Raw genomic sequence first — 15,290 nt, 5'->3', positions numbered from 1 at the left:
GCGGTCGCCCATGGGTTTCGGGCTCAGCGCATCAACGCTTCGATCTCGTCCGCCTTCACCGGCACGCCGCGCGAGATCAATTCGCAGCCGGTGGCCGTGACGATCGCGTCGTCCTCTATACGGATGCCGATGTTGTGGAACTGCTCCGGCACGCCCTCGGCCGGCCTCACGTAGATGCCGGGCTCGATGGTCAGCACCATGCCCGCGTGCAGGATGCGGCTGGGGCGGTTCTTGATGATCTCGTTGGACAGCGGGTCCTTGCGCTCGCTCACCTCGCCGACCTGCGTGGGCTCCACGTAGCTGCCGCAGTCGTGTACGTCCATGCCGAGCCAGTGGCCTGTGCGGTGCATGTAGAAGGGGAAGTAGGCGCGCTGCTCGATCACGTCGTCCACGCTGCCGACCTTGTTGGCGTCGAGCAGACCGACGTCGAGCATGCCCTGCGAAAGCACGCGCACGGTGGCATCGTGCGGGTCCGTGAAGCGCGCTCCGGCCTTCGTCGCCGCCACCGCCGCGTCCTGGCTGGCCAGCACCAGGTCGTACAACGCGCGCTGCGGGCCGGTGAACTTGCCGTTGGCCGGGAAGGTGCGGGTGATGTCGCTGGCATAGCCGTCGAGTTCGCAGCCAGCGTCGATCAGAACCAGCTCGCCGTCGCGCACCGGCGCGGCATCGGCGCGGTAGTGGAGCACGCAGGCATTGGCGCCTGCCGCGACGATGGAGCCGTAGGCCGGGTACTGTGAGCCGCCCCGGCGGAATTCATGCAGCAGTTCGGCGTCGAGGTGGTATTCGCGCACGTCCTGTCCCTCGCGCAGCATGCGGGCGCTGAGCTGCATGGCGCGGACGTGGGCGCGGGCGCTGATCTGCGCGGCGCGGCGCATCGTGTCCTGCTCGTGCGCGTCCTTTACCAGGCGCATCTCGTCCATGGGTCCGCACAAATCGCGCTGCTCCTCGGGGCACAACGCGCCGTAGCGCACCCGAGCCCGCACCGACGACAGCCAGCCATCGATGCGCGATTCCAGCCCCTTGTGCGTGGCGAACGGATACCAGACGACCGAACGGTTTTCCAGCAGTTTCGGCAGCCGATTGTCGAGCTCGCCGATCGCGTAAGCCTGATCGACGCCGAGCGCCATAGGTGCGGCGTCCGGCCCCAGACGGTAGCCGTCCCAGATTTCGCGCTCCAGATCCTTGGGCGCACAAAAAAGCGTGCTGGCGCCGTCACCCGTCAAGACCAGGCAGGCGTTGGGTTCGGAGAACCCGGTGAGGTAGAAAAAGTAACTGTCGTGTCGATACAGGTAATCGCTGTCGCGATTTCGGCCGTGTTCCGGCGCGGTGGGGATCACGGCAATTCCGTCCGCGCCCAATTGGGCGGCGAGGCGGGAGCGGCGGTCTGAATAAAGAGTCGAAGTCATGCCCAAACGATGCCACAGGTCTGTAACAAGCGCTTGTTGCGCTGCAGCACGCCAGTTTAGTTTTGAAAGTGCATGGCCAGCGCAACTTCTCGACGGCCCGTTCTTCAGGCGGGCCGTTTTTCGATGGCGTTCAACTGCGCGAGGCGCTCCGGCGTGCCGACGTCGGCCCAGGCGCCGGTGTAGAGCTCGGCGCTGACGCGGCCCGCAACCATCGCCAGGCGCAGGAGTGGCGCCAGCGCGGCCTTCGCGCCCAGCGGATTGCCGGCGGGGATGGCGCACCAAGGCGGCATGAACATGGCCGCGCGGTAGAGGGCGATCGTCGAAAAGGTGTACGTCTCGTCGGCTTGATTCAGTGCCCGGCCCTGCGCGTCGAGGCCGAAATCCCCGCGCGGCTTGTGGGCCGGGTTCGGCACCAGCCACAGGTGCGCCAGCATGCCCCCGGCCTTGAAGCGGCTGACCGCCTCTTGCGTGAAGCGGAAGTCGGGTGCATACACGTCGCCGGCCGCGACCCAGAAGACGTCGCCGAGCATCGGCAGCGCACGCACGATGCCGCCTACCGTCTCCAGCGCCCCGCCGAAGTCGCGTCCCTCGTGCGAGTAGGTGATAGAGGGGCCGAAGTGGTCGGAAATCTGGTCGCCGAGCCAGGCCGTGTTCACTACCAAGTCGGAGAAGCCGCCCGCCTTCAGCGCGTCCATCGGCCACTGCATCAGCGGCTTGCCGAGCACTTCCAGCATGGGCTTGGGCGTGACGTCGGTCAGGGGTCGCATCCGCTCGCCGCGGCCGGCGGCCAGGATCATCGCCTTGGTGGTGATCGCGGCGCCGCTCATTGGGTAACCTCCGTGTTTCGCACTGCGGTGCGAGCTTGTTTGGGGCGGCCCGGCACTGCGCTCACGCGTTCACCGTCCTCAGGCTGCCCCGCGTGATGGCATGGCGCTCGACATGCCCCGGCTTGAACAGCGCCAGCAGGGCGGCCATCAGGTCATGCGCCTTGGCCGAATGGTCGCCGCCGAAGTTGCAGACGTAGACGTCGAGCGTGACCGCGCCCTGCTCGGGCCAAGTGTGGATGCACAGGTGCGACTCGGCGAGCAGCACCGTGGCCGTGACGCCGCCCACGCCCTGTGCCGTCGATGGAAATGTGTGGGAAAGCCGGGCCACGCCCTGCAGACCCGCCCCCTCGACGGCTTCGACGCAGGCAGCGCCCAGCGCCTCGGCGTCGAGCAGCCAATGTGATTCGCATTGGCAATCCTGAAGGTCGGCGGTAAGGTGCAGGCCGTGCATGCGCGGCACTCTAGCAGCCCATCGCGCCGGGCCCGGGGGGCTCGTTCGCTAAAATCGCGGGCTCCCCCCAATCCCCCTCCTCGAAAGCCTTCCCAAATGGCCAACCAAGCCCTGATGGCCAACGCGATCCGCGCGTTGGCAATGGACGCCGTGCAAACCGCCAACTCGGGTCACCCGGGTGCGCCGATGGGCATGGCCGACATGGCTGTCGCGCTCTGGGGCGAACACCTGCAGTTCAACCCGAGCAACCCGCACTGGGCCAATCGCGACCGCTTCATCCTGTCGAACGGCCACGCCTCGATGCTGCAATACGCCGTGCTGCACCTCGCCGGGTACGACCTGCCGATCGAGCAACTCAAGCACTTCCGCCAACTGCACAGCAAGACGCCGGGGCACCCCGAAGTCGACGTGACCCCGGGCGTGGAAACGACGACCGGGCCGCTCGGCCAGGGCATCGCCAACGCCGTCGGCTTTGCGCTCGCCGAGAAGCTCCTGGCCAGCGAGTTCAATCGCAGCGGGCATGACATCGTCGACCACCACACCTACGTGTTCCTCGGCGACGGCTGCATGATGGAAGGCATCAGCCACGAAGCCTGCGCCATCGCCGGCGCCTGGCGGCTCGGCAAGCTGATCGCGATGTATGACGACAACGGCATCAGCATCGACGGCCAGGTCAAGCCCTGGTTCATCGACAACACCGCGGAACGCTTCAAGGCCTACGGCTGGCATGTGATCGGCCCGATCGAAGGCAACGACGCCAATGAAGTGTCGAAAGCCATCGCCGAAGCCAAGACGCACGGCGCCAGCGCCAACCAGCCCACCTTGATCGTCTGCAAGACGCAGATCGGCAAGGGCAGCCCGAACCGCGCCAACACGGCCAAGGCCCACGGCGAACCGCTGGGCGCGGAAGAAATCAAGCTGACGCGCGAAGCGCTTGGCTGGCCGTATCCGGCCTTCGAGGTTCCCGCGGAAGCGTACGCCGACTGGGACGCCAAGGACCGCGGCGCCAAGGAAGAAGCGGCCTGGAACGAGCGTTTCGCCGCCTACAGCGCCGCCCATCCCGAACTTGCCGCGGACTTCACCCGCCGCATGAAGGGCGACCTGCCGGCCAACTTCAACCAGGTCGCGTTCGACACCGTGGTGTCGGCCGACACCAAGGCCGAGACAGTGGCCTCGCGCAAGGCATCGCAGATTGCGCTGGAGTTCTTCACCGCCGCCCTGCCCGAGATGCTCGGCGGCAGCGCCGACCTCACCGGCTCGAACCTCACCAACACCAAGAGCACGCCGGCCTTGCGCTTCGATGCCAACGGCGACGTCGTGATGACCGCGCCGGTGGAGCAGCCCGACCAGGGCGCCGAGGACGAGCCCTGCCCCGACAGCACCACGAGCGGTGCCGAGCCCGCGCACGGCCAGATCGGCCGCCACATCAACTACGGCGTGCGCGAGTTCGGGATGGCCGCGATCATGAACGGCGTGGCGCTGCACGGCGGCTACATCCCCTACGGCGGCACCTTCCTCACCTTCAGCGACTACAGCCGCAATGCGATCCGCATGGCCGCGCTGATGAAGCGTCGCATCATCCACGTGTTCACGCACGATTCCATCGGCCTGGGCGAAGACGGCCCGACGCACCAGTCGATCGAGCATGCGGCCTCGCTGCGCCTGATCCCGAACCTCGACGTCTGGCGTCCGGGCGACACGGCCGAGACGGCGGTGGCCTGGGCCGTCGCGTTGCAGACGCAGGGCCGCCCGAGCGCGCTGCTGCTGTCGCGCCAGAACCTCGCCTACTCGGCCAAGAAGGACCTGGCCGACATCAGCAAGGGTGCCTATGTGCTCAGCGAGCCGGCGGACGTCGGCCTGAAGAAGAAGGCGCAGGCGGTCCTGATCGCGACCGGCTCCGAGGTGCAGCACGCTGTCGCGGCGCAGAAGCTGCTCGCCGAGCAGAAGATCGCTGTCCGCGTGGTCTCCATGCCCAGCACGACGGTTTTCGACCGCCAGTCCACGGCCTACAAGAAGGCCGTGCTGCCGGCCGGCCTGCCGCGCATCGCGGTCGAAATGGGCGTGACCGGCGGATGGTGGAAATACGGCTGCGCGGCGGTCGTCGGCATCGACACCTTCGGCGAGTCGGCCCCGGCGGGCGCACTGTTCAAGCACTTCGGCTTCACGCCAGACAACGTGGCGGACACGGTTCGCGCCGTGCTCGCGAAGTAACCCTTTTCAAGCAACTCTAGGAGCTATCTGTGGCAATCAAGATCGGTATCAACGGCTTCGGCCGCATCGGGCGCATGGTGTTTCGTGCGGCCGTGCAGAACTTCAAGGACATCGAAGTGGTCGGCATCAACGACCTGCTCGAGCCCGAATACCTGGCCTACATGCTGCAGTACGACTCCGTGCATGGCCGCTTCAAGGGCGAAGTGTCGGTCGAGGGCAACACGCTCGTCGTCAACGGCCGGAAGATCCGCCTGACGCAGGAGCGCGACCCGGCCAACCTGAAGTGGAGCGACATCGGCGCCGACATCGTGGTCGAGGCCACCGGCCTGTTCCTCACCAAGGAAACCGGCCAGAAGCACATCGACGCGGGCGCCAAGAAGGTCGTGATGTCCGCACCGAGCAAGGACGACACGCCGATGTTCGTCTACGGCGTCAACGACAGCACCTACAAGGGCGAAGCCATCATCAGCAACGCCAGCTGCACCACCAACTGCCTGGCACCCGTGGCCAAGGTGCTGCACGACAAGTGGGGTATCAAGCGCGGCCTGATGACCACCGTGCACGCCGCCACCGCGACGCAGAAGACCGTGGACGGCCCGAGCAACAAGGACTGGCGCGGCGGTCGCGGCATCCTCGAGAACATCATCCCGTCGAGCACCGGCGCGGCCAAGGCCGTAGGCGTGGTGATTCCATCGCTCAACAAGAAGCTGACCGGCATGAGCTTCCGCGTGCCGACCTCCGACGTGTCGGTGGTCGACCTGGTCGTCGAGCTCGAAACGGCTGCCACCTACGCCGAGATCTGCGCCGAGATGAAGAGCCAATCCGAAGGCGCGCTCAAGGGCGTGCTCGGCTACACAGAGGACAAGGTCGTCTCCACCGACTTCCGTGGCGAGCCGCGCACCTCGGTGTTCGACGCCGAAGCCGGCATTGCGCTCGACGGCACCTTCGTCAAGGTCGTGAGCTGGTACGACAACGAATGGGGCTACTCGAACAAGGTGCTCGAAATGGTGCGCGTGGTGGCGAAGTAAGCCTTCCGACCCCAAGCCCGCTTCACACGAAATGCGCGCCTGGCGACAGGCGCGCTTTTTTTTGGCACCTGCGGCGAGTGACGCCGCGCGAAATCCCCGCAAGCATTCGCGTTTTCATTCAGAGCGAGGGCCGCGCCGATGTCACTCTCCACTAAAAAATGGCTGCGCCGGATCATCATGGTCCTGTTGTTGCTGGTGGCGCTGGCCATTGCGGCGGTTTGGCTGGGCCTTCAGCTTGCGCAGCGCAGGATGGAGCGCAAGCTCGACGTCCCGGTGCAGGCCGTGGCGTTGCGCGACGACGCGGCTGCCGTTGCGCGCGGCCAGTACCTGTTCTCCTCGCGCGGTTGCGTCGATTGCCACGGCGCGAACGGCGGTGGGCGCGTCTTCATCGACGACCCGAAGAACGGCATTCGCGTCATCGGCCCGCACATCGGCCCGGGGCCGGGCAGCGTGACCGCCGCCTACCAGCCGGGCGACTGGGTGCGGTCGATTCGCCATGGCGTCAATCCGGCAGGCCGTCCACTGATGATCATGCCGAGCGAGGACTACAACCGCTACACCGATGACGACCTGGCTTCATTGGTCGCGTACATCCGTTCGATGCCGCCGGCGGAAGGCGGCGCCGCGGTGCTGGAGCTCCCGGTGCCGGTGCGTGTGCTCTATGGCTACGGGATGATCCGGGACGCGGCCGCGAAGATCGATCACACGCTGCCGCCCACGCAACCCGTGGCGCAGGCAGTGACGCGGGAACACGGCGCGTATGTGGCGAACATGTGCCTCGGCTGCCATGGCGCGACGCTGGCCGGCGGCAAGATCGAGGGCGGCCCGCCCGACTGGCCGCCGGCCGCTCGTCTCGCAATCGGCGAGGGCTCGGTGATGCCCCGCTACCCCGACGCCGCCAGCCTGATCCAGTTGTTCCGCACCGGCAAGCGCGCCGACGGCACGGCCGTGAAGGTGATGCCTTTCGATTCGCTCGGCAAGATCAGCGACACCGACATGCAGGCGCTGCACCTGTTCCTCACGACGCTGCCGACGCCGGCGAAGAGTTGATCAGACGGGCTGCAGCACGTGGATGACACGGCTCTCCAGCAGGTCTTTCGTCTTCGCGCCATAGGCCGCCATGTGCGGCGCCGCGGCATGCGCCTTGAGCGCGTCCAGCGTCTCCCATTTCTCGACCACGACGAAGGTGTCGGCGCCCATCGTGCCGCGTGACGGCGGCATGCCTTCGGCGTCGATGGTCGCGTTGTATTCGATGCAACCGGCTTCGGCCAGCACGGCCGGGCGGTTGGCGGCGAAGGCTTCGAGGACCTGGGCGCGCTGGCCGGCCTTGGCGGTGATGATGGCGACGACGTGGATCATGTGAACCTGGCTCCGTTGGTTGTGGATGCTGCCGCCGGCGGCGACGTGCCCCGAATCTAGACGATGCCGCTCATCGCCGCTGTCGCGCCCGTGGCCCGCGAATTTGGACTACCTGTGAATTCCGGTTTGGCGCACGGCAGGACGCATGGCCGCGCGCGACAGTGCGCTCATCCAAACGGCCGGATGACCGACAGGCGTCGCCCGGCCGCCCAAAGGCGCCGCAACGCAGTGCGCGGCACGGAGGTGACCCATGAGCCCGAAGCAACTGTTCGACCTGTGCCGCAGCGCCGTCAGCGCCTGGTCCGACGACTTTGCGCCGAGCATGGGCGCTGCGATTTCGTACTACACGATGTTCTCTCTGGCGCCCCTGCTGGTGATCGTGATCGCAATTGCGGGCGCGCTGTTCGGGCGCGACGCGGTGCAGGGCGAGATCGTCGGCCAGTTGAGCGGCGCGATCGGGGAGGAAGGCGCGCTCACCGTGCAGGCGCTGGTGCGCAGCGCCAGCGATCCGCACAGCGGCATGGTGGCCGGGTTGATCAGCACCGTCGTGCTTATCGTCGGCGCGACCACCGTGTTCGCCGAATTGCAGAGCGCGCTCGACCGCATCTGGCACGTGCCCGCGGCGGACAAGCCGACCGGCCTCTGGGCATTGCTGCGTGCGCGAGTGCTGTCGTTCGGTCTGATCCTTGGCCTGGCCTTCCTGCTGATGGTGTCGCTGCTGGTCAGCGCCGGCGTGGCCGCGGTCGGCCGCTGGACCGGCGGCCTGATGCCCGGCTGGGAAGCGTTGCTCCAGGCCGTCAACATGCTGATCTCGCTGGTGGTCAGCACGCTGCTGTTCGCGATGATCTTCAAGTTCATGCCGACCGCGCCGATCACCTGGCGCGACGTCTGGATCGGGGCGGCGGTGACGGCGGTGCTGTTCGAGTTCGGCAAGGCGCTGATCGGGCTGTATCTCGGCAAGAGCGGAATCAGCCAGACGTTCGCGGCGGCTGGCTCGGTGGTCGTGCTGCTGGCCTGGGTCTACTACGCGGCGCAGATATTCCTGCTCGGCGCGGAATTCACCAAGGTTTATGCGGGTGCGCACGGGTCGGTGGCCGGCGCCAAGGCGCTGGCGGCGACGGAACATGCTGCCGCTGTCGCCGCGGCCGGCACCGATGTCGTGGCGCAGCCCGGCGCGCCATGCGTCGACGGCGAGGCGCTGGCGCGCACCACCGAAACGCAATGCGAAGTCGCGAGACGGCTCGACCAGGCCACGCAGGCGCTGGTCCGGCAGGTCGTGGCGCTCGCGGTGGTCACGCTCGCCGGCGGCTTGCTGTCGCGATGGCAAAAACGGCGCAGTAGACAGCAACGCCGTATGCGGCATTGAGTTGTGGTGTTCAATAGGCCCCGGGCGCGCGATATTGCGGCGACCGTTTGAAAGTCTTCCCATGGCCGAATCGCTGCTCCTCTCCACCGCCCGCGTGACGACCTTCGACGGCGACCGGCTCCTGACCGGCGCGAGCGGGTTCTTCTTCGAGCGTGACGACAAGCTCTTCTTCGTAACCAGCCGGCACGTGGTAGTCGACGCGCCCAGCAAGCACTTTCCGAACCGTATCGAGATCGAGCTGCACACCGACGCCGTCGACCTGACCCGCGCTCTGGCCATCTCGGTGTGGCTGTATGCGGACGGCAAGAGCGTCTGGCGGCAAGGTAGCGACTTGGGCGGCGAGATCGACGTGGCTGCCATCGAGATCCCCCGTTCGGCCATCCCCGCCGGTGCCGCGATGTTCGCCTTCACGCCGGGGCACCTGCCGCGCTCGCTCGACGAGGTGGAGGTGGGCAGCGTGCTGCTGGTGGTGGGATTTCCGCTCGGCTTTCACGATGTGGTGCACCACTTGCCCGTGGTGCGGCAAGCGGTGGTGGCGTCGTCGTTCGGCGTTCGCTTCCAGGGACAAGGCTATTTCCTGACCGATGCCCGCACGCACCGCGGTACCAGCGGCGCACCGGTGGTCATGCGCATTCCGTCTGCCGGCGGCAAGCTCCCGTGGAAGCTGTTGGGCGTGCACTCGGCGCGCATGGACATGAGCACGCGTGACTTGCAACTTGACGAGTCGCTGGGCCTCAATCTGGCCTGGTATGCCGACATTCTGTTGACGCTGACTGCGCCGTCTCCCGGGGTCGACGCGGTTCTCCCGCCGCAGACGCAAGCCCAGGCTTAGGCAGCGGTTCTCCCGCCGCAGACGCAAGCCCAGGCTTAGGCCGCGGGAGATGCAGCGCCAGGCAGTGACGCCACGCGTCACATCGCTCGCACTTCGAGTTGGTTGTCGACCGAGGCGACGCCACTGACGGACTTGGCGATGTCGCTCGCGCGTGCCTTGGCTTCAGCGCTGGGCGCGGGGCCGGTCAGCTTGACGGAGCCGGCCCGGGTGACAACGCTGATTTGCTTTGCGCTCAGCTCGGCGTCCTTCGCCAGCCCGGCGGTCACCGATGCGGTGATGGCCGCGTCGTCCACTTTCGCGGCGGCTACCGTGCCGACATTCTTCAAGGCTTCGGTCACCTTTTCAGCGTCCTGGCGCACCTGGGGGGATTTTGCGAACGCGACGGTCTGGTCGCGTGCTTTCTCGGCCAACTCGGCGGCCTTGTTGGCGGCGGCGACGGTGGCGTCGCGCGTCTTGTCGATCGCGGCGTCAACCTGCGCGCGATCGCGATCTGCCTTTGGCGTGCGGTTGTCGCAGGCCGTCAGCGATACCGCGCCGGCCATCGCCAACGCCGCGAACGGCACCAGCGACAGGCGTCGGACAGTGAATTTCAAGGTCATGGCAGCACGGTAGACGTGCAAGGCCGACTGGCCAAGCACGCCGTTTCGCCACTGCTTGTAGGACCGCATCACGTCGAGGCGATGCGCTTCATGCATTTCAGTGCGCCATGACAGCGTCTTCTGCGGTGCATTGAATCCGGGACAGCGCTGCGAAGTCTGTTCGTGGGCACCCGCGGAACCGGCTTTGCCGGGCTGCCGGGTGCGCCCCCTCGCGGGTATTTCAATAGTGCGGCGGCAACTCGTCGCGCAGGTTGCGCGGCCCGCCCCCGCCGGCGTCGGGGGCTTGCTGCCGCAACTGGAGCACCTGCTGCACCAGGCTGTCGATCTGCTGCTGCTGCCGGTAGATGACCATGTTGAGCTGGTCGAGCAGGTCTTCGGTGTAGCTGGCCTTGATCTCCAGCTCGTCCAGCCGGCGCGCGACATCTTGCAGTGGTTCCATGCCGCTATTGGACAGGAAAGTTCAGGCCGGCCGTTCCTCGCGCCCGTCGGGGTGCCGGGCGAAGCGTGCCGGGTCGCGCCCATGAACCGGCGCCTCGTCGGGCCAGGGCCAGCCGCCGAACTGAGTGCGGCGGTAGTCCTGCATGGCCTGCGCGATCTCGGTCTGCGTGTTCATGACGAAGGGGCCGTATTGCGCCACCGGCTCGGCAATCGGGCGGCCTTGCAGCACCAGGAACTCGGCCACGCTGGCATCGCCATTGGCCAGCTCGACTTCTTCCGACGCGCGCAGTTCGATCATGGCAGGCCGGTTCACCGCCTGCCCGGCGACTTCCACCGACGCACCCCTGAAGAAGTACAGGGTGCGCCGCGTGTCCTTGCCGGTAGCGGCGGGCAGGGTCCAGCGCGCGCCGGGCGCCATCCGGATGGTCCAGATGGCCAGGTCGGAACCGGGTTGCGCGGCCCAGGAGTCGGGCGGCGGCGCCAGGGGGCCGCCCTCGCCGGGCGCGCCATCGACCGGGCCGATGCGGCCGGCGATGCTGGCCACCTCGGTGTTGCGGCCGGCCTCGTCGGTCGCGGTGAAGCGCGGCACGTCTTCCGCCCAGAACATGGTGAAGTGCGGCGCCACCATCTTGTTGCGCGCCGGCAGGTTCAGCCAGATCTGGAACAGCTCGAGCGGATTCGGTGCGCTGGCGTCGAGCAGCGGGAACATCTCGGAATGCACGATGCCCTTGCCGGCAGTGAGCCATTGCACGTCGCCGCCGCCGAAGCGCGCTGCCGCACCGAGCGAATCGGAATGGTCGATCAGGCCCTTGCGCACGATGGTCACTGTCTCGAAGCCACGGTGCGGATGCCCCGGAAAGCCCGGCACCGGGTTGCCGTGGTACATGCTCCAGCCGTCCTTGCGGCTGAAGTCGCTGCCGAGATTGCGTCCGGCCAGCAGCGCATCGTCGACGGCCATGTCGCCGTTGCCGCGCGGGTAGGCGTCGTCGTGGTAGGCGCAAAACAGGAACGGGTCGATGGTCTCCCACGGGAAACCGAGCGGTTTGATCTGGACGATGGGGTTCTGGAGAACTGTGGACACGGAACACTCCTTGTGGGGGCTGTGAATCCATCAACATGGGGGCGACCCGCTCCCGTGAAAGAGTCCGCCGCGGGACACAGCGACCCGCCAGCAGGACAATGCGGCACGTTGCAGCCGGCGCCGACCGCGCGCCGCGTTCCTCACGGTCCCCCTGCATTGTGAAAGAAAACAGGCCCGAGGAATGCGTCGCTGCGGGCAACACGCCCTTGGGGTGGAAGCAATCGGGCCGTTGCGGCATGCTCGCGAATCCCACGGACTCACTCATTCAGGAAGACCCATGACATTCAACGCACTGCTCCTCACCAAGGCCGATGACGGCACCACCCATGCCGCCGTCACCGCGCTCGACGAGGCGCAGTTGCCCGAGGGCGAGGTGCGCGTCAACGTCGCCTTCTCCACGCTCAACTACAAGGACGGCCTGGCCATAACCGGCAAGTCGCCCGTGGTGCGCAAGTTCCCGATGGTGCCCGGCATCGACTTCGCCGGCACGGTGGCCGAGAGCAGCGATGCGCGCTACAAGGTCGGCGATGCGGTGGTGCTCAACGGCTGGGGCGTCGGCGAATCGCACTGGGGCGGCCTCGCGCAGCAGGCTCGCGTGAAGGCCGACTGGCTGGTGCCGATGCCTGCGGGGCTCGACGCGGGCCAGTGCATGGCGATCGGGACGGCCGGCTACACGTCGATGCTGTGCGTCATGGCGCTGCAGGCGCAGGGCGTGAAGCCGACGGATGGCCCGGTGCTGGTGACGGGCGCCAACGGTGGCGTCGGCAGCATCGCCATCGCGCTGCTCGCCAGGCTGGGCTTCGAGGTCCATGCGTCGACCGGCCGCCTCGACGAGGCTGGACATCTCAGGCATCTGGGCGCAACGGAAATCGTCGAACGCGCGACCCTGTCCGCGCCCGGCAAGCCGCTGCAAAAAGAACGCTGGGCTGCGGCAGTCGACAGCGTCGGAAGCTACACGCTGGCCAACGTCTGCGCGAGCCTGCGCTATGGCGGCACCGTGGCCGCGTGCGGGTTGGCGCAAGGCATGGACCTGCCGGCGAGCGTCGCGCCTTTTATCCTGCGCGGCGTGACGCTGGCCGGTGTGGACAGCGTGCAGGCGCCGTATGCAAGGCGCGTTGAGGCCTGGCGTCGACTGGCCAGCGAACTGCCGCTCGACCTGCTCGAATCCAACACCGAAACCATCGGCCTCGGCGACGCCGTGACGCTGGCGCCCAGGCTGCTGGCAGGGCAAGTGCGGGGGCGTGTGCGGGTGGATGTGAACAGAGGGCGTAGCCAGGGATCGAATTGATCGATGTGTACGACTCCCCTGAATGCTGCGGACCAAGCTTCGGTGCGGGAACTCGGCCCGGACTGCGCGAGTAGCTCGAGTCTGGCGCGCCAACCGCGCCCAGTCCGTCAGCACAGCGGACCATGGCGTCACTTCTCCTCCTTGCCCCGCCGCATCGCGCGCCCCTGCTCAGTCAACTGGTGCGCCACCGCCTCGAAGGGCTCCATGCTCTGATCGGCCCGGCTGAGCACCACGGCGCCCTCGGCCGAGGCGATCAGCACCATCGCCAATCGGCGCGCTGGCTCGGCCGGCACTCCGCCCTGGCGCAACAGGTCCGCCAACCGTTCACGCCAGGCGCGAAACACTGCCGTAGCGTGCGAGAGTAGCTCGGCCGAGTCGGTCGCTACCGTCACGGCCAGCACGGCACAACCCGCCTCGCACTGGGAGCGCGTGAGCACCGCGCGCCAGATCGCGAGGAAGCGCTCCACCACAGCCTCGGCGGGTTCACCGGCCACGCTTTCCATCGCGTCGGAGAGGATCGCGCCGGCGCGGTCCACCGCCGCGGCCACCAACTGATCCTTGCCGCCCGGGAAGTGGTGGTACAGCGAGCCCCGTGGCGCCCCGGTCGCCGACAGCACTTCCGAGAAGGATGTGGCCTGCAGCCCTCGCCGCGCCAGCAGCACCATCGCGCCTTCCACCATGCGTTCGCGAATCTCGCCCGCCATCTTTTTACCTGCCTCTTCGAATTGAACTCACAAAGACTATGACAGTCATCATAATTGGTGCTACTATGACGACTGTCATAGTCGTCCTAGGAGCTCTTTGTCATTCGCACCGTCGATCCGTTCTGGCTGCCCTCGCTCTCGTCTTGCCACTGACCCTGACTGCCTGCGGCGCGTTCCATGTCGCACCCTCATCGAAAGCCGCCCATGACACTTGAACAAACCCAGCAAGCCCTGATCGGCGACTGGACCAGCATCACCCCCGAGGTGCGCCCGAGCGCCGCGAAGAACGCGGACGGCACGCTCAAGCCGTTCTACCTCGAGCGTGATTTCAGGGCCTTGCCTGGTGACCGCTTCGAGCTGGCCATCCTCAACTTCGGGGACCCGTACGGCAAGGTGCCGCTCGCGCGCCTGCTGATCAAAGGCCACGTACTCTGGCGAGGCGAGCACCCGATCGCCGCCGCCGCGCAGAAGGTGGACTTCGTGCCAACCGCCGCGTGTCAACCTCGCCCAGATCGCCGTGCTGCCCACCCAGCAGCCCGTTTGATACGTGAAACCGTTGCGCCTTGGCGAAGGGAGTCGGTCGTCAATGTCCATGACGGCACATGAGGCCAGTGCAGGTCAGCCCCTTGGCGCCACCGCGCTGCCGCGCTCGTTGAGAATCGGAAACCCGCGCTGGTGCCACACCGGATACGCCGCCGGCGTATCGCTTGCCGCATCCAGCGCGGCCACCTGCGCAGCCGTCAGGTTCCATCCCACGGCGCCGACGTTCTGCAGCAGTTGTTCCTCGTTGCGTGCGCCGATGATCACGCTGGACACCGTCGGCCGTTGCAGCAGCCAGTTCAACGCAACCTGCGTGATGGTCTTGCCCGTTTCCGCCGCAACCGCGTCCAGCGCATCGACGATGCGGAACAACCGCTCCTCCTCGAATTGCGGTCCGGTGCCCGCGATGTCGTGCGCGCGCGTGCCGGGCATCGCGGGTTGGCCGCGGCGGATCTTGCCGGTGAGCTTGCCCCAGCCCAGCGGGCTCCATACCACCGCTCCCACGCCCTGGTCGAGGCCGAGCGGCAGCAGCTCCCATTCGTAGTCGCGGTTCAGCAGCGAGTAGTACGCCTGGTGCGCCACATGCCGCGGCCAGCCATGGCGGTCAGACACTGCAAGCGACTTCATCAGATGCCATCCTGAAAAATTGGAGCAGCCGATGTAGCGCACCTTGCCCGAGCGCACGAGTTGGTCGAGCGTCGACAAGGTCTCTTCCACCGGCGTGTTGTAGTCCTGCCCGTGCAACTGAAACAGGTCGATGTGCTCGACACCCAGGCGCTTCAACGCCTTGTCGACTGCGTCGAGCAGGTGCTGCCGGGACGAGCCGAAGTCGTTCGGCCCATCCCCGCTCGGAAAGGTTGCCTTGGTCGAGATCAGCAGCCGGTTGCGCTTGCCCTTGATGGCCGCACCGAGGATCTCCTCGGCCATTCCCGCCGAGTAGCCGTCGGCGCTGTCGAACATCGAGACGCCATGGTCCAGGCACACGTCGATGAGCCGCGCCGCGCCGCCGGCGTCGGTCGAGCCCCAGGCCTTGAAGAAGTCGTTGCCGCCGCCGAAGGTGCCGGTGCCGAAGCTGAGCGCGGGTACGCGCAGGCCGGAGTGGCCGAGACGTCGCTGTTCCATGGATGCGTCCTTGTTGCCCTGTCGTCGAACGAGCCCCG

At 67.1% G+C, this 15,290-nt stretch carries 16 protein-coding genes; 7 read left to right on the top strand and 9 right to left on the bottom strand.

Going from position 1 to position 15,290, the window contains the following annotated elements; all coding sequences use genetic code 11:
* Positions 1–23: 23 nt before the first annotated feature.
* The 3 genes from WKW80_RS07595 to speD form a co-directional block, all read right to left on the bottom strand.
* Positions 24–1,406 carry an aminopeptidase P N-terminal domain-containing protein gene (locus WKW80_RS07595; RefSeq protein WP_340362949.1) on the bottom strand — a complete coding sequence of 461 codons (1,383 nt, stop codon included), beginning with the start codon at positions 1,404–1,406 and terminating at the stop codon, positions 24–26.
* A gap of 104 nt (positions 1,407–1,510) precedes the next feature.
* Positions 1,511–2,233, bottom strand: a complete 723-nt coding sequence (locus tag WKW80_RS07590; RefSeq protein WP_340362948.1) for a nucleotidyltransferase family protein — start codon at positions 2,231–2,233, stop codon at positions 1,511–1,513.
* Between the two features lie 61 nt (positions 2,234–2,294).
* Complete coding sequence (gene speD / locus WKW80_RS07585) at positions 2,295–2,684, bottom strand: adenosylmethionine decarboxylase (protein ID WP_340362947.1); 390 nt, start codon at positions 2,682–2,684, stop codon at positions 2,295–2,297.
* A gap of 96 nt (positions 2,685–2,780) precedes the next feature.
* On the opposite strand from speD, the gene WKW80_RS07580 reads away from it, so the two are divergent.
* From WKW80_RS07580 to WKW80_RS07570, 3 genes are all read left to right on the top strand, one after another.
* Positions 2,781–4,895: a transketolase family protein gene (locus tag WKW80_RS07580; protein WP_340362946.1), complete on the top strand. Its 2,115-nt coding sequence runs from the start codon at positions 2,781–2,783 to the stop codon at positions 4,893–4,895.
* 29 nt (positions 4,896–4,924) lie between these two features.
* Positions 4,925–5,923 (top strand): type I glyceraldehyde-3-phosphate dehydrogenase, encoded by a 999-nt coding sequence (gap, locus tag WKW80_RS07575; protein ID WP_340362945.1) that lies wholly within the window; start codon positions 4,925–4,927, stop codon positions 5,921–5,923.
* A 138-nt stretch (positions 5,924–6,061) separates the two neighbouring features.
* On the top strand, positions 6,062–6,973 hold the full coding sequence (locus tag WKW80_RS07570; protein WP_340362944.1) for a c-type cytochrome: 912 nt from the start codon (positions 6,062–6,064) through the stop codon (positions 6,971–6,973).
* Here WKW80_RS07570 and WKW80_RS07565 read toward each other — a convergent pair whose 3' ends face one another.
* A complete protein-coding gene (locus tag WKW80_RS07565) occupies positions 6,974–7,282 on the bottom strand; it encodes a putative quinol monooxygenase (protein WP_340362943.1) in 309 nt (102 codons plus the stop codon).
* A 250-nt stretch (positions 7,283–7,532) separates the two neighbouring features.
* Here WKW80_RS07565 and WKW80_RS07560 point away from each other — a divergent pair, with 250 nt between their 5' ends.
* Both WKW80_RS07560 and WKW80_RS07555 read left to right on the top strand, forming a co-directional pair.
* Positions 7,533–8,648, top strand: a complete 1,116-nt coding sequence (locus WKW80_RS07560) for a YihY/virulence factor BrkB family protein (RefSeq protein ID WP_340362942.1) — start codon at positions 7,533–7,535, stop codon at positions 8,646–8,648.
* 61 nt (positions 8,649–8,709) lie between these two features.
* On the top strand, positions 8,710–9,480 hold the full coding sequence (locus WKW80_RS07555) for a trypsin-like peptidase domain-containing protein (RefSeq protein ID WP_340362941.1): 771 nt from the start codon (positions 8,710–8,712) through the stop codon (positions 9,478–9,480).
* Between the two features lie 77 nt (positions 9,481–9,557).
* Here WKW80_RS07555 and WKW80_RS07550 read toward each other — a convergent pair whose 3' ends face one another.
* From WKW80_RS07550 to WKW80_RS07540, 3 genes are all read right to left on the bottom strand, one after another.
* Complete coding sequence (locus tag WKW80_RS07550) at positions 9,558–10,175, bottom strand: BON domain-containing protein (protein ID WP_340362940.1); 618 nt, start codon at positions 10,173–10,175, stop codon at positions 9,558–9,560.
* A 124-nt stretch (positions 10,176–10,299) separates the two neighbouring features.
* Positions 10,300–10,518 carry a SlyX family protein gene (locus tag WKW80_RS07545; RefSeq protein ID WP_340362939.1) on the bottom strand — a complete coding sequence of 73 codons (219 nt, stop codon included), beginning with the start codon at positions 10,516–10,518 and terminating at the stop codon, positions 10,300–10,302.
* 21 nt (positions 10,519–10,539) lie between these two features.
* Entirely contained in the window at positions 10,540–11,598 is a 1,059-nt protein-coding gene (locus WKW80_RS07540) for a pirin family protein (protein ID WP_340362938.1), read from the bottom strand.
* Positions 11,599–11,875: 277 nt separating this feature from the next.
* Between WKW80_RS07540 and acuI the strand changes: the two genes are divergently transcribed.
* Positions 11,876–12,886 carry an acrylyl-CoA reductase (NADPH) gene (gene acuI, locus WKW80_RS07535; RefSeq protein ID WP_340362937.1) on the top strand — a complete coding sequence of 337 codons (1,011 nt, stop codon included), beginning with the start codon at positions 11,876–11,878 and terminating at the stop codon, positions 12,884–12,886.
* A gap of 128 nt (positions 12,887–13,014) precedes the next feature.
* On the opposite strand, the gene WKW80_RS07530 is transcribed toward acuI, so the two are convergent.
* Positions 13,015–13,590 carry a TetR/AcrR family transcriptional regulator gene (locus WKW80_RS07530; RefSeq protein ID WP_340362936.1) on the bottom strand — a complete coding sequence of 192 codons (576 nt, stop codon included), beginning with the start codon at positions 13,588–13,590 and terminating at the stop codon, positions 13,015–13,017.
* A 204-nt stretch (positions 13,591–13,794) separates the two neighbouring features.
* On the opposite strand from WKW80_RS07530, the gene WKW80_RS07525 reads away from it, so the two are divergent.
* Positions 13,795–14,196 (top strand): hypothetical protein, encoded by a 402-nt coding sequence (locus tag WKW80_RS07525; RefSeq protein WP_340362935.1) that lies wholly within the window; start codon positions 13,795–13,797, stop codon positions 14,194–14,196.
* Between the two features lie 12 nt (positions 14,197–14,208).
* Here WKW80_RS07525 and WKW80_RS07520 read toward each other — a convergent pair whose 3' ends face one another.
* On the bottom strand, positions 14,209–15,252 hold the full coding sequence (locus WKW80_RS07520; RefSeq protein WP_340362934.1) for an aldo/keto reductase: 1,044 nt from the start codon (positions 15,250–15,252) through the stop codon (positions 14,209–14,211).
* Between the last annotated feature and the right edge of the window lie 38 nt (positions 15,253–15,290).

This window comes from Variovorax humicola, assembly GCF_037889915.1.
In the GTDB taxonomy this organism is placed as follows: domain Bacteria; phylum Pseudomonadota; class Gammaproteobacteria; order Burkholderiales; family Burkholderiaceae_C; genus Variovorax; species Variovorax humicola.
Note: the sequence above shows the minus strand (reverse complement) of the source record. Positions and strands in the feature narration are given on the sequence as shown.

What these genes read in the sequence shown, in the direction of transcription:
- WKW80_RS07595 (WP_340362949.1), bottom strand. Translation starts at nt 1,406, where the DNA reads ATGACTTCGACTCTTTATTCAGACCGCCGCTCCCGCCTCGCCGCCCAA.
- WKW80_RS07590 (WP_340362948.1), bottom strand. Translation starts at nt 2,233, where the DNA reads ATGAGCGGCGCCGCGATCACCACCAAGGCGATGATCCTGGCCGCCGGC.
- speD (WP_340362947.1), bottom strand. Translation starts at nt 2,684, where the DNA reads ATGCACGGCCTGCACCTTACCGCCGACCTTCAGGATTGCCAATGCGAA.
- WKW80_RS07580 (WP_340362946.1), top strand. Translation starts at nt 2,781, where the DNA reads ATGGCCAACCAAGCCCTGATGGCCAACGCGATCCGCGCGTTGGCAATG.
- WKW80_RS07570 (WP_340362944.1), top strand. Translation starts at nt 6,062, where the DNA reads ATGTCACTCTCCACTAAAAAATGGCTGCGCCGGATCATCATGGTCCTG.
- WKW80_RS07565 (WP_340362943.1), bottom strand. Translation starts at nt 7,282, where the DNA reads ATGATCCACGTCGTCGCCATCATCACCGCCAAGGCCGGCCAGCGCGCC.
- WKW80_RS07560 (WP_340362942.1), top strand. Translation starts at nt 7,533, where the DNA reads ATGAGCCCGAAGCAACTGTTCGACCTGTGCCGCAGCGCCGTCAGCGCC.
- WKW80_RS07555 (WP_340362941.1), top strand. Translation starts at nt 8,710, where the DNA reads ATGGCCGAATCGCTGCTCCTCTCCACCGCCCGCGTGACGACCTTCGAC.
- WKW80_RS07550 (WP_340362940.1), bottom strand. Translation starts at nt 10,175, where the DNA reads ATGCATGAAGCGCATCGCCTCGACGTGATGCGGTCCTACAAGCAGTGG.
- WKW80_RS07545 (WP_340362939.1), bottom strand. Translation starts at nt 10,518, where the DNA reads ATGGAACCACTGCAAGATGTCGCGCGCCGGCTGGACGAGCTGGAGATC.
- acuI (WP_340362937.1), top strand. Translation starts at nt 11,876, where the DNA reads ATGACATTCAACGCACTGCTCCTCACCAAGGCCGATGACGGCACCACC.
- WKW80_RS07530 (WP_340362936.1), bottom strand. Translation starts at nt 13,590, where the DNA reads ATGGCGGGCGAGATTCGCGAACGCATGGTGGAAGGCGCGATGGTGCTG.
- WKW80_RS07525 (WP_340362935.1), top strand. Translation starts at nt 13,795, where the DNA reads ATGACACTTGAACAAACCCAGCAAGCCCTGATCGGCGACTGGACCAGC.
- WKW80_RS07520 (WP_340362934.1), bottom strand. Translation starts at nt 15,252, where the DNA reads ATGGAACAGCGACGTCTCGGCCACTCCGGCCTGCGCGTACCCGCGCTC.